Here is an 11918-nt window from a genome sequence, read left to right as displayed (position 1 = left end):
CGTACGCCCTCACGAAGCGCTCGGCATGAAAAGTCCGGGAGACTTGTATGTGCCGTCCACCCGAATTTATCCAGGATGCTTGCCCGATGTGGAATATCCGGCAGAAATGAAAGTTCGAAGCGTCAGGCAGGACGGATCGATCAAGTGGAACGGCAAGTTGGTATTTATCAGCGAGGCGCTGTCCGGGGAAAGGATAGGGCTCAAAGAAGCTGAAGATGATGCTTGGGATTTGTACCTGTGTGATTATCCCTTGGGGAGGCTTGGACGAGGTATGACCCGCGTCCAGGCCTCAAATGTGTAAACGATGTCCCCGGTTTCAGATGTAAACGATGTCTACGGTTCTACACCCCGATGGCGGTCTTTCAGTCACAGCTTCTCTGACTGATCCACCGCTATCGGGAGCAAGCCCCCTCCCACATTTTGACCGCGTCTAACGCTTCAGATCAGCCGAACAACCACTTCCACAGCAGTACCAACACCACTACCGCCAGCACCGGCCGCGCAATGCGGTAAGCCTTCGGATGCTTGCGCTTCCACTGCTTGACCACACCGCTGAACTTGTCGCTGAAGGTCTTGCTCCAGGCATACGCCTGGTTGATGCCGCCGACGCGCTCGTCATCCAGGTTCTGCGGTGCGGTGGCGCGGCCCAACTGCTTGCTGACCCAGCGGTTGACGCGGGTCATCAGGCGGTTGCTCAGGGGCCGCTCGATGTCGCAGAACAGGATCACGCGGGTCTTGTCGGTTTCGTTTTTCACCCAGTGCACGTAGGTTTCATCGAACATCACGTCGTCACCGTCGCGCCAGGCGTATACCTGGCCGTCGACGAAGATGCGGCAGTCGTCGGAGTTCGGCGTGGACAAGCCCAGGTGATACCGCAGGGAACCGGCAAACGGGTCACGGTGCGGGTTGAGGTGGCTGCCGCCCGGCAACAGCGCGAACATCGCGCCCTTGACGTTGGGGATGCTGCTCACCAGCGCCACGGTTTTCGGGCACAACGCCTCGGCCGATGGCAGGGGTTTGTCGTACCACTTGAGGTAGAAACGCTTCCAGCCTTTCTTGAAGAACGAACCGAAACCGGCATCGTTGTTCTTTTCCGCGGCGCGGATGTAACCCTCGTCGAACAGGTGCATGGCCTCTTCGCGGATCACTTCCCAGTTGTCCTTGAGCACGTCCAGTTCCGGGAACTTGCTGCGGTCCAGGTACGGCTTGGACGGCACGGCCGAAAACAGGTACATCAAGGCGTTATAGGGGGCGAACAGCGCCGAATGGTTGACGAACTGGCGCAACATCGGCAAACGGGCCTTGCCGCGCAGGTGCACATACAGCGTGCTGCCAATAAACAGCAACAACACCGACAGTTTGGCGGCCAAAGAAAAGGTCATGCAGCAACTCCTGGAAATAAGCGCCTGGCCAACAGCCTCCCGGCGACGGGAGGCCAGACGTGACAGCCGGCCATGATAAACAGTTGGGCCATTATGCAGAAGGCCCAGGCTGACCGGCTGACATAAATCAAGCCTGGTTTTCCTGCTCGGTAAACAAATCGCTGAACAGCATGCTCGACAGGTAGCGCTCACCGGAGTCCGGCAGGATCACCACAATGGTCTTGCCCTGCATTTCCGGCTTCTCGGCCAGGCGCACGGCCACGGCCATGGCGGCACCGCAGGAAATACCGCACAGGATGCCCTCTTCCTGCATCAGGCGCAGGGCCATGGCCTTGGATTCCTCGTCGGTCACCAGTTCCACGCGGTCGACCATCGACAGGTCGAGGTTCTTCGGCACGAACCCGGCGCCAATCCCCTGGATCTTGTGGGGGCTGGGCTTGATCTCGGCACCGGCCAGGGCCTGGGTGATCACCGGCGACACCATCGGCTCGACAGCCACCGACAGGATCGGCTTGCCTGCGGTGTTCTTGATGTAGCGCGACACGCCGGTGATGGTGCCCCCCGTGCCCACGCCCGCCACCAGCACGTCCACGGCGCCATCGGTGTCGTTCCAGATTTCCGGGCCGGTGGTTTTTTCGTGGATGGCCGGGTTGGCCGGGTTTTCGAACTGGGCCGGCATAAAGTAGGTGGCCGGGTCACTGGCAACGATTTCGCCGGCCTTGTCGATGGCCCCCTTCATGCCCTTGGCCGGCTCGGTGAGGACCAATTCGGCGCCGAGGGCCTTGAGCACCTTGCGGCGTTCGATACTCATGGACGCCGGCATGGTCAGCAGCAACTTGTAGCCACGGGCGGCGGCGACAAAGGCCAGGCCGATACCGGTATTGCCGGAAGTCGGTTCCACGATGGTCATGCCCGGCTTGAGTTTGCCGGTGCTTTCGGCGTCCCAGATCATGTTTGCGCCAATGCGGCACTTCACCGAATAGCCCGGGTTACGCCCCTCGATCTTGGCCAGGATGGTCACGCCACGGGGTGCGATACGGTTGATCTGAACCAGGGGCGTGTTACCGATGGAGTGCGCGTTGTCTGCAAAAATGCGGCTCATGGCGGGTCCTATTAGGCGGTTTTCAGAAAGGCTCCAAGGGTATGCCTCGTGCTGCAAAGCGTCCAGTCGAAGGAACGTTGCGCCTGCCGCAGGGGTCCACCGCACCAGTATGGACAGAGGACTCTCCCCATGAAACGTCGCTACAGCTGGCCACTATGGACCATTGCCGGATTGCTGGTGGTCCTGGTCGCCGTGAGCATCGCGCTCCCTTACCTGGTGCGTAACTACCTGAATGACAAGCTCGCCGACATGGGCGATTACCGCGGCCAGGTGACCGACGTGGACCTCGCGCTATGGCGTGGCGCGTACCGGATCAACGGCCTGGAGATCGTCAAGGTCGACGGCAAGGTGCCCGTCCCGTTCGTCAAGGCGCCGCTGATCGACCTGGCGGTGAGCTGGCACTCTCTCTGGTACGACCACGCGGTGGTGGCCAAAGTGCTGTTTATCAAGCCCGAGGTTAACTTCGTCGACGGCGGTGCCAACAAGCAAGCCTCCCAGACCGGTAAGGGCACCGACTGGCGCGAGCAGTTGAGTAAGTTGGCCCCCATCACCCTCGATGAAGTGCGCATTGAAGACGGCAAGATCGCCTTCCACAACTTCAGCTCCAAGCCCGTGGTGAAGATCGACGCGACCGACGTCAACGCCAGCTTCTACAACCTGACCAATGTGGTAGACGTCAAAGGCCGGCGCGACGCGCGCTTCGACGGCAAGGCCCTGCTGCAAGGCCAGGCTCCGCTGGAAGCCACCGCCACCTTCGACCCGCTGAGCAATTTCGAGAACTTCGAGTTTCGCTTCCGCGCCAGGGACTTGCAGCTCAAGCGCATGAACGACTTCGCCGCAGCCTATGGCAAGTTCGACTTCAAGGCCGGCACCGGGGACGTGGTGATCGAAGCCCAGGCGGAAAAAGGTCAGTTGACCGGGTACATCAAGCCGCTGCTGCGCGACGTGGAAGTCTTCGACTGGCAGCAGGACGTGGAGAACAAGGACAAGAACATCTTTCGTTCGATCTGGGAGGCCGTGGTGGGCGCCAGCGAGACCGTATTGAAGAACCAGGCAAAGAACCAGTTCGCCACCCGCGTGGAACTCAGTGGCAGCGTACATCAGCAAAATGTCAGCGCGTTCTCCGCATTTTTGGCGATTTTGCGTAATGGTTTTATCCAGGCGTTCAATGCGCGCTATGAGCAGCCCAAGCCTTCGGCGGATTGAGCCGTGACCGGTCATTCAGAGACTGAATAACCCGTCTGCGTTCACAGTCGCCGGGGCCGCGCGGTATAGTCCGGGCATTGATGAATTCGAGGAATGACCGATGAAGTTCGAAGGCACCCAGGCCTACGTTGCCACCGATGACCTGAAACTGGCCGTCAACGCTGCCATCACCCTGGAGCGTCCGCTGCTGGTCAAGGGTGAGCCCGGCACCGGCAAGACCATGCTCGCCGAACAACTGGCCGAGTCCTTCGGCGCCAGGCTGATCACCTGGCACATCAAGTCCACCACCAAGGCCCACCAGGGCCTGTACGAGTATGACGCGGTCAGCCGCCTGCGCGACTCGCAACTGGGGGTGGACAAGGTGCACGACGTGCGCAACTACCTGAAGAAGGGCAAGCTCTGGGAAGCATTCGAGTCCGAGGAGCGGGTGATCCTGCTGATCGATGAAATCGACAAGGCCGACATCGAGTTCCCCAACGACCTGCTGCAGGAACTCGACAAGATGGAGTTCTACGTCTACGAAATCGACGAGACCATCAAGGCCCGGAAGCGCCCGATCATCATCATTACCTCCAACAACGAAAAAGAGCTGCCGGACGCGTTCCTGCGCCGCTGCTTCTTCCACTACATCGCCTTCCCCGACCGCACCACCCTGCAAAAAATCGTCGACGTGCACTACCCGGACATCAAGAAGGAGCTGGTCAGCGAGGCGCTGGACGTGTTTTTCGACGTGCGCAAAGTCCCCGGTCTGAAGAAAAAACCGTCCACCTCCGAACTGGTCGACTGGCTCAAGTTGCTGATGGCCGACAATATCGGCGAAGCGGTGCTGCGCGAGCGCGACCCCACCAAGGCCATCCCGCCCCTGGCCGGTGCCTTGGTCAAGAACGAGCAAGACGTGCAGTTGCTCGAACGCCTGGCATTCATGAGCCGTCGCGGTAATCGATAATGTTGCTCAACCTGTTCAATGAAATGCGCGCAGCCAAGGTCCCGGTGTCGGTGCGCGAGCTGCTCGACCTGATCAACGCGCTGAAACAGCGCGTGACCTTTGCCGACATGGACGAGTTCTACTACTTGGCCCGGGCGATCCTGGTCAAGGACGAGCGGCATTTCGACAAGTTCGACCGCGCCTTCAGCGCCTACTTCAATGGCCTGGAAAAGCTCGACGATCACCTGCAGGCGCTGATCCCCGAAGACTGGCTGCGCAAGGAGTTCGAACGCTCGCTGAGCGACGAAGAGCGCGCACAGATCCAGTCCCTCGGCGGCCTCGACAAGCTGATCGAGGCATTCAAGAAACGCCTGGAAGAACAGAAGGAACGCCACGCCGGCGGCAACAAATGGATCGGCACCGGCGGTACCAGCCCGTTCGGCTCCGGCGGCTACAACCCCGAAGGCATTCGCGTCGGCGACGCCGGCAAACGCCAGGGCAAGGCCGTGAAGGTCTGGGACCAGCGCGAGTACAAGAACCTCGACGACCAGGTGGAACTGGGCACCCGCAACATCAAGATCGCCCTGCGCCGACTGCGCAAGTTCGCCCGCCAGGGTGCGGCCGAAGAGCTGGACATCGATGGCACCATCGACCACACCGCCCGCGATGCCGGGCTGTTGAATATCCAGATGCGCCCGGAACGGCGCAACACCATCAAGCTGCTGTTGCTGTTCGATATCGGCGGCTCGATGGACGCCCACGTGAAGATCTGCGAAGAACTGTTCTCGGCCTGCAAGACCGAGTTCAAGCACCTGGAGTACTTCTACTTCCACAACTTCGTGTACGAATCGGTGTGGAAGAATAACCAGCGCCGCACCTCCGAGCGCACCTCCACCCAGGACCTGCTGCACAAGTACGGTGCCGATTACAAAGTGATCTTTATCGGCGATGCGTCGATGGCGCCGTATGAAATCACCCAGGCCGGCGGCAGCGTCGAGCATTGGAATGAAGAGCCGGGGTATGTGTGGATGCAGCGCTTCATGGCCAAGTACAAGAAACTGATCTGGATAAACCCGTATCCCAAGGATACCTGGGGTTATACCGCGTCGACGGGGATTGTGCGGGAGTTGGTGGAAGACCAGATGTACCCGCTGACGTTGCGCGGGTTGGAAGAAGGCATGCGCTTCCTGTCCAAGTGATAGCAGGCCCATAGCCGATAACATCGGCTACGGGCCCCTCACTCAGCAGTGCTCGCGGTCGATCCAGGCAAACTTGAGGAAGAGCGCGGCGAACCGCTTGACCAGTTCCGAATCCTGACGGTCGACCTTCCCATCATTGTTGACGTCCTGGTTGATCGAGACAAAGGCGCCACGACCATTACCGTCGCTGTACACCGCTGCCGAATAGACAATGGTTTCATCTCGCGGCCCCCCCTCCCCTTGATGAAAGTGCAAGCGCACCGTGTCGGGAATCCCGTTGTTATCAAAGTCACCGGCAAATACCTTCAGGTACTTGTCGAAGGGTTCGTCGAGGCTGAACCATTCGAACGCCAGAAACAGCTGGGCAAACTCGATGGCCATCTCTCGGTCCACGGTGTCGACAATGCCGTCCTGATTGAGATCGTCCGCAATGATCCAGTCGAACTGGCCGTCGTCGGTGATATCGAAGGCCGTGGCCCGATGGACAAGCGCGGGGGTCCTGGAATCGTCATAGAACTCCAGGTACACCACATCGGGAACATCGTTATCGAGCACATCTTGGGCAAAAATCTTCAAATAGCGCATGGAAAAGCCTGGATAGTGGATGAACCCATTCAGGTTTTCATGACTGCGCTAAAGCCGCGAAGACGACAAACACTGGCACTTCCGTAGGAGCTTTCCTTACAGCGCAAACCGGCGCAGATACTCCACATGCTGCCGATGCGCCATTTCCTGCACCACCGGCACCAACCTCAGCTTTTCTCCCGGCAAACACTGCGCCAGCCGCGCCAGCGCCAATGGCGTCAAGGCGCCCAGGCGCGGATAGCCACCGATGGTCTGGCGATCATTGAGCAACACGATCGGCTGCCCATCCGGCGGCACCTGGATGCCACCCAACGGAATCCCTTCGGAAATCAGCGAGGGCCCCTGGTATTGCAAGGGCGTACCGAGCAAGCGCATGCCCATGCGGTCGGCGCGACTGTCCAGGGCCCACTCGGTGTTAAAGGCATCAAACAGGCTCTGGCCGCTGAACAGGCCAATTTGGGCGCCGACGATCACCTCCAGCGGCGCCTTGGCCGGCAACGCCTGCTCGCTCAGCACTTTCATCCCGCCGCCGGTACCGGAGTAGCCCAGTCGCCCGCCTTCGGCCAAGGCCTTGCCGAAACCGTCCGGCCCGCCCAGCGCCTCACGTACCACCGTGGCGCAGCTGCCCAGCACATCCGGCGCATCAAACCCGCCCGGGGCGGCCAGGTAAGCCCGCGCGCCGCTGAAGGGCTGGGTAAAGCGCAGGCGCTGGCCCTTTTGCAGGATAAAACTGCGCCCGGGGCTGATCGCACGTTCATCGATATACGCCCCCAGATCCGCCCCGGCCAGCGCCAACAGGCAATAATCCTCGGCCTGCACGGTAAAGCCACCGAGGGTGATTTCCACCACCGGCGCGTCCAGCGCATTGCCCAGCAGCCAGTTGGCCCAGGACATCGACACCCAATCCAGCGCGCCGCCCTGGGTCACGCCCAGGTGGCGCACGCCAAAACGACCGGCGTCCTGCAGCAGGCACAGCGGCGTGCTGGCCTCGATGATCAAGCGGCTCATGCCTGCGCCTCCAACGGCGTGTCATCGCCACCCAGGTTTATAAATTCAGCGTGGCTGACCGACTCAAAGCGCACCGTGTCACCGGGCTGCATCAGGCTGTAGCCGTCGCGCTCGCGATCGAACAACTTGGCCGGCGTGCGGCCGATCAGATTCCAGCCACCGGGGGACACCACCGGATAGGCAGCGGTCTGTCGCTCGGCGATACCGACACTGCCGGCCGCCACGCGTTTGCGTGGGGTGCTCAGGCGCGGGGTGGCGAGGATTTCATCCACCAGCCCCATAAAGGCAAAACCGGGGGCGAAGCCGAGGGCGAATACCTGGTATTCGTGGGCGCTGTGGCGGCGGATCACGTCGTCGACAGCCACGCCACTGCGCTGGGCGAGCAATGTCAGTTCAGGGCCGACACTCAGGTCGTACCACACCGGCAGCACATGGCACTGGCCGCTGCCCTGGGCCTGGGGTTGCAGGTCGGTCAGGGCCTGGTCGATCAATTCCCGCGCCTGGGCCGGGCTCAATGCGGTGAGGTCGTAATGCACCATCAAGGTGGTGTAGGAAGGCACCAGATCCACCAGGGCTGCGCCAAAACCGCTGCGCAAGCGCTGGGTGGCGGCGAGCATCCACGGCATATTGGCTTCGGCGATCACCTCGAACAGACGCACCATCAGGCAGTCGATCGCCACCACTTCAATCCGTGGCTTCATGCTGGCTTCAATGCCTCGCGGATACGCTTTACGGCGGCGACCGAACTGGCATTGTCGCCATGCACGCACAGGGTATTGGCGCGCAACAACAACGGGCTGCCATCGCTGGCGGTCAGGGGTTCGCCACGGGAAAGGGTCAAGGACTGCTGGACGATGACCTCTGGATCATGGTGCACCGCCCCCGGCAATTGACGGGAAACCAGATGGCCGTTGGCGTCGTAGGCACGGTCGGCAAAGGCCTCGAACCACAGGATCACCCCGTATTCGTCGCCCAGTGCCTGGGCCGCGCTGTTGTCGCGGGTCGCCAACAGCATCAGCGGCAGGTCGCCATACGCGGCCACGGCCTCGATCACCGCACGCAGTTGCGCCGGGTTGGCCATCATGTCGTTGTACATCGCGCCATGGGGCTTGACGTAACTGACACGTCCGCCCTGGGCACGGCAGATGCCGTCGAGGGCGCCGATCTGGTAATGCAGCAGGTCCTGGATTTCCTGGGGGGTGTAGGCCATGGAGCGGCGGCCGAAGCCTTGCAGGTCCTGGTACGCCGGGTGTGCGCCCACCTGTACACCGTGCTTGAGGGCCAGGCTGACGGTCTTGCGCATGATGCTCGGATCGCCGGCATGAAAACCGCAGGCCACGTTGGCGCAATCGATGAACGGCATGACCTCGGCGTCCAGACCCATGGTCCAGTTGCCAAAGCTCTCGCCGATGTCGCAATTCAATAGCAGACGGCTCACGCTGGTTGCTCCTGTAGGCTTTGTTTTTTTGTAGTGTGGGATTTTTTACGCAGAACTCGCAACTTGTCCTGACACCCCAACGGCGCTTATCGTGGAATAGCCTGATTTTTGGCGTTTGCCCGGTGCGGCGTCCAACTAATAAAAACCGATCCATGCATAAGAAAAAGTTGATCCCATGAATTTGAAGTTCCTCGAAACCTTCGTCTGGGTGGCCAAGCTCAAGAGCTTCCGCCTGACTGCGGAGAAGCTGTTCACCACCCAGGCCTCGATTTCCAGCCGCATCGCCGTGCTGGAAAGCGAGCTGGGGGTAAAGCTGTTCCTGCGCGACTCCCGGGGCGTGAGCCTGACCCCGGAAGGCTTGAAGGTGCTCGATTATGCCGAGCAGATGATGGTGACCATGCAGGGCCTGAAACAGTCCCTGGAAACCACCAGCAGCAAGGTCGGGCGCATTCGCATCGGTGCGATGGACACGGTGATCCACACCTGGCTCAGCCCGTTGGTGGCGGAACTGATGGACCATTTCCCATTGGTGGAAATCGAATTGGTCGCCGATACCGCGCTTAATCTCAGCGATCAGCTGCAAAAAGGCTTTCTCGACCTGATCCTGCAAACCGACCTGCTGCGCCTGGAAACCGTGCGCAGCCTGGAGTTGGCCAGCCACCCCATGGCCTGGATCGTCGCCAGCCAGTCGATCTACAACCGCGACTACGCCTCCCTCGCCGAACTGGCCCAGGAGCGCATCATCACCTACTCGAAAAACTCCCACCCGCACCAGGACGTCATCAGCCTGATGCAGGCCAACGGCGTGGCCGCGCCACGGATGAACTGCGTGAACTCGGTGTCGGCGATTACCCGGTTGTTGCGCGATGGCTTCGGGATTGGTGCATTGCCGCCGGTGCTGGTCAGGGAAGAACTGGCGCGTGGCGAATTGGTGATGTTGCCGATGGCGCAGACACTGCCGAACCTGCAGGTGGTGGTGTCGTGGCGCGTGGGGGTGGAGTTGGTGGAGGAGATTGTCGGGCTGTGCCAGAAGGTCGTTACCCGCTATGCCGAGGAAGTCGGCGAAGAGCGGATGGTGCTGAACAACTGAATAAACCGGATACACATGTGGGAGGGGGCAAGTCGAGTCGTCGCACCGCCCCTCCCACATTAGACCGAGGCGTGGGTTAGAGACCTTTCAGGTCCCGTTCCTCAATCGGCCGGCTCTGGCGCAAGCGCTTGCCACCCAGCACCACCCAGTCGATCAGGCGGAACAGACACTCCAGGCCAAACGACAGCAGCATCGCCCCGCCCAGGCCCCAGCCCATGGCTTCGGGGGTCAGCAGGATCTGGTAGCTGTAGCCGTTCCAGGTCTCCAGGCGGATATCCGGGTCGGCGGCCACCGCCACTTGCAGTGCGCGGATGTACCACGGGCCTTGCATGGCCTGGAATTGCTTGTCCAACGCCACCTGGCGGTCAAGCATGGCGCCCAGGCTGTTGGCGTCGCTCTGGAACACCGGGTCGTCGCTGGCGCGGTAATGCGCCACCAAGGCCTTCAAGTCACCGTTGAAGAACTGCCGCGCGGTGGTTTCAAACCCGCTCAGGCCGGTCTGGGCCTCGATCAGGTGGGCTTCGACGCGCTTGGCGTAGTCGTTGATAAACCCCGGCACTTGCACGCCGACCAACAGGCCAATGGCAAACAGCACCAACCGCAGATAACTGAGCAACATGGTCGATATCCTTACTCGGTAACGCCCTGGCTGACGCATTCACCGCGTCGCCACAGGCTCCATTGGCCCGGTTCGTAGCGGGTCCAGTTTTCGTTGTCGGTCAACGGCTCGGTGGCGATCACCGTCACCACATCATTGGGGGTGGTTTCGGCCTGAAAATCGACGATCACGTCGACATCCTTGAGGCGCGCCGGACCAAACGGCGCACGCCGGGTGATCTGCGCCAGTTTGGTCGAGCAATAGCAAAACAGCCAGTCACCGTCGCTGAGCAGGCAGTTGAACACACCTTTGCTGCGGTATTCGGCACAGGCGGCGATCAGGTCCGGCAGCATCTGTTTGATGTCCACCGGCTCGGGGAAGGCCTCGCGCACGCGGTTGAGCAAGTCGCAGAAGGCCGCTTCGCTGTCGGTGTCGCCGACTGGCCGATAGAACGTGGCGCGGGGATGGAAGTCCGCCAACTGGCCGTTGTGGGCGAAACACCAGTTGCGGCCCCACAGTTCGCGCACGAACGGGTGGGTGTTGGCCAGGCTCACCTTGCCGACGTTGGCCTGGCGGATATGGCCGATCACCACTTCACTCTTGATGGGGTAACGCTGCACCAGCAGGGCGACTTCCGACTCGCTGCTCGCGGCCGGGTCCTGGAACAGGCGCAGGCCACGGCCTTCGTAGAAAGCGATGCCCCAACCGTCGCGATGGGGGCCGGTACGCCCACCGCGCTGCATCAGCCCGGTAAAGCTGAACACGATATCGGTGGGGACGTTGGCACTCATGCCCAATAATTCACACATGCCAGGGCTCTCGCTGCAGGGCGGACAACGTTAAAGGCGCGGTTCGACCCGCATACCGCTCACCGGTGCAGGACGACGGAACGGCTCATCGTCTTCATCCACAGGCTCGGCGGCCAAGGCGGCGTCGGTGGCGGCCTTGCGCTCACGGCGGGCGTTGGCGGAGCGCTCGATGGGCCAGCGGATCAGCACAAACACGAGGTACACACCAAAGGCGATCAGGGTGTACATGAACAAATCGGAAATCGCCCGCCAGGCGTTATTGCCGACCTTGAGCACCAGGTCCAGGGCCGTGATGGCCACGGCCGGTGCGAACTGAGTCTTGACCGGGTCGACGATGGTCGGGCTCAACAGCAGCACGGCCATCAGCAATTGCAGCGGTTCGCGCAGCCAGCGCCAGATCCAGCGGGTCATGCGCCACCACACCAACAGGCAGCCCAAGGCAGCGAAGGCGTAAAGGCCCCAAGCGGTCAGATAGTCGTTCTCGGTCATGGTGTCCATGGCAAGGTAGGCAAACAGGCGGCTATGATAACGGCTTTTGCGTGTCGCGGCTGCAATGCCTGCCACCTTCCGCCAGAC

At 61.2% G+C, this 11918-nt stretch carries 13 protein-coding genes and 1 pseudogene; 5 read left to right on the top strand and 9 right to left on the bottom strand.

Annotation, left to right across the window (positions count from 1 at the left end; translation table 11 throughout):
* Positions 1-301: pseudogene (locus BLQ09_RS10995) on the top strand (IS481 family transposase); the annotation flags it as partial.
* A 142-nt stretch (positions 302-443) separates the two neighbouring features.
* Here BLQ09_RS10995 and BLQ09_RS10990 read toward each other — a convergent pair.
* Positions 444-1382, bottom strand: a complete 939-nt coding sequence (locus BLQ09_RS10990; RefSeq protein WP_027604254.1) for an aspartyl/asparaginyl beta-hydroxylase domain-containing protein — start codon at positions 1380-1382, stop codon at positions 444-446.
* A 127-nt stretch (positions 1383-1509) separates the two neighbouring features.
* A complete protein-coding gene (gene cysK, locus BLQ09_RS10985) occupies positions 1510-2484 on the bottom strand; it encodes a cysteine synthase A (protein ID WP_065928169.1) in 975 nt (324 codons plus the stop codon).
* Between the two features lie 129 nt (positions 2485-2613).
* On the opposite strand from cysK, the gene BLQ09_RS10980 reads away from it, so the two are divergent.
* The 3 genes from BLQ09_RS10980 (at position 2614) to BLQ09_RS10970 (ending at position 5814) form a co-directional block, all read left to right on the top strand.
* Positions 2614-3690, top strand: coding sequence for a DUF748 domain-containing protein (locus BLQ09_RS10980; RefSeq protein ID WP_027604256.1), 1077 nt, complete (start codon positions 2614-2616; stop codon positions 3688-3690).
* Between the two features lie 100 nt (positions 3691-3790).
* Positions 3791-4636: an AAA family ATPase gene (locus BLQ09_RS10975; RefSeq protein WP_027604257.1), complete on the top strand. Its 846-nt coding sequence runs from the start codon at positions 3791-3793 to the stop codon at positions 4634-4636.
* Positions 4636-5814 (top strand): vWA domain-containing protein, encoded by a 1179-nt coding sequence (locus tag BLQ09_RS10970; RefSeq protein WP_024074064.1) that lies wholly within the window; start codon positions 4636-4638, stop codon positions 5812-5814. Before BLQ09_RS10975 ends, BLQ09_RS10970 begins: the two co-directional genes overlap by 1 nt.
* A 42-nt stretch (positions 5815-5856) precedes the next feature.
* On the opposite strand, the gene BLQ09_RS10965 is transcribed toward BLQ09_RS10970, so the two are convergent.
* The 4 genes from BLQ09_RS10965 to BLQ09_RS10950 form a co-directional block, all read right to left on the bottom strand.
* Positions 5857-6399 (bottom strand): hypothetical protein, encoded by a 543-nt coding sequence (locus tag BLQ09_RS10965; protein WP_027604258.1) that lies wholly within the window; start codon positions 6397-6399, stop codon positions 5857-5859.
* 96 nt (positions 6400-6495) lie between these two features.
* The gene (locus BLQ09_RS10960; protein ID WP_092356650.1) at positions 6496-7407 is read right to left on the bottom strand and encodes a 5-oxoprolinase subunit C family protein; all 912 of its coding nucleotides are present in this window, start codon (positions 7405-7407) and stop codon (positions 6496-6498) included.
* Complete coding sequence (gene pxpB, locus BLQ09_RS10955) at positions 7404-8108, bottom strand: 5-oxoprolinase subunit PxpB (RefSeq protein ID WP_092356647.1); 705 nt, start codon at positions 8106-8108, stop codon at positions 7404-7406. The genes BLQ09_RS10960 and pxpB overlap by 4 nt, the downstream gene beginning before the upstream one ends.
* Positions 8105-8845, bottom strand: a complete 741-nt coding sequence (locus BLQ09_RS10950) for a 5-oxoprolinase subunit PxpA (protein ID WP_092356644.1) — start codon at positions 8843-8845, stop codon at positions 8105-8107. Before BLQ09_RS10950 ends, pxpB begins: the two co-directional genes overlap by 4 nt.
* Positions 8846-9020: 175 nt before the next feature.
* Here BLQ09_RS10950 and BLQ09_RS10945 point away from each other — a divergent pair, with 175 nt between their 5' ends.
* Complete coding sequence (locus tag BLQ09_RS10945; protein ID WP_092356641.1) at positions 9021-9935, top strand: LysR family transcriptional regulator; 915 nt, start codon at positions 9021-9023, stop codon at positions 9933-9935.
* A 76-nt stretch (positions 9936-10011) separates the two neighbouring features.
* Here BLQ09_RS10945 and BLQ09_RS10940 read toward each other — a convergent pair whose 3' ends face one another.
* Genes BLQ09_RS10940 through BLQ09_RS10930 form a run of 3 tightly spaced genes read right to left on the bottom strand, consistent with a single transcriptional unit; the run spans position 10012 to position 11906 of the window.
* The gene (locus BLQ09_RS10940) at positions 10012-10554 is read right to left on the bottom strand and encodes a DUF2937 family protein (RefSeq protein ID WP_027604263.1); all 543 of its coding nucleotides are present in this window, start codon (positions 10552-10554) and stop codon (positions 10012-10014) included.
* Positions 10555-10565: 11 nt separating this feature from the next.
* Complete coding sequence (locus BLQ09_RS10935) at positions 10566-11342, bottom strand: class II glutamine amidotransferase (RefSeq protein ID WP_092356638.1); 777 nt, start codon at positions 11340-11342, stop codon at positions 10566-10568.
* Positions 11343-11372: 30 nt separating this feature from the next.
* Positions 11373-11906 (bottom strand): MFS transporter, encoded by a 534-nt coding sequence (locus BLQ09_RS10930; protein ID WP_092356635.1) that lies wholly within the window; start codon positions 11904-11906, stop codon positions 11373-11375.
* Between the last annotated feature and the right edge of the window lie 12 nt (positions 11907-11918).

The sequence above is a fragment of the Pseudomonas sp. NFACC25 genome (assembly GCF_900100935.1).
Lineage (GTDB): Bacteria > Pseudomonadota > Gammaproteobacteria > Pseudomonadales > Pseudomonadaceae > Aquipseudomonas > Aquipseudomonas marginalis.
This window is presented reverse-complemented; position numbering and strand designations above follow the sequence as displayed.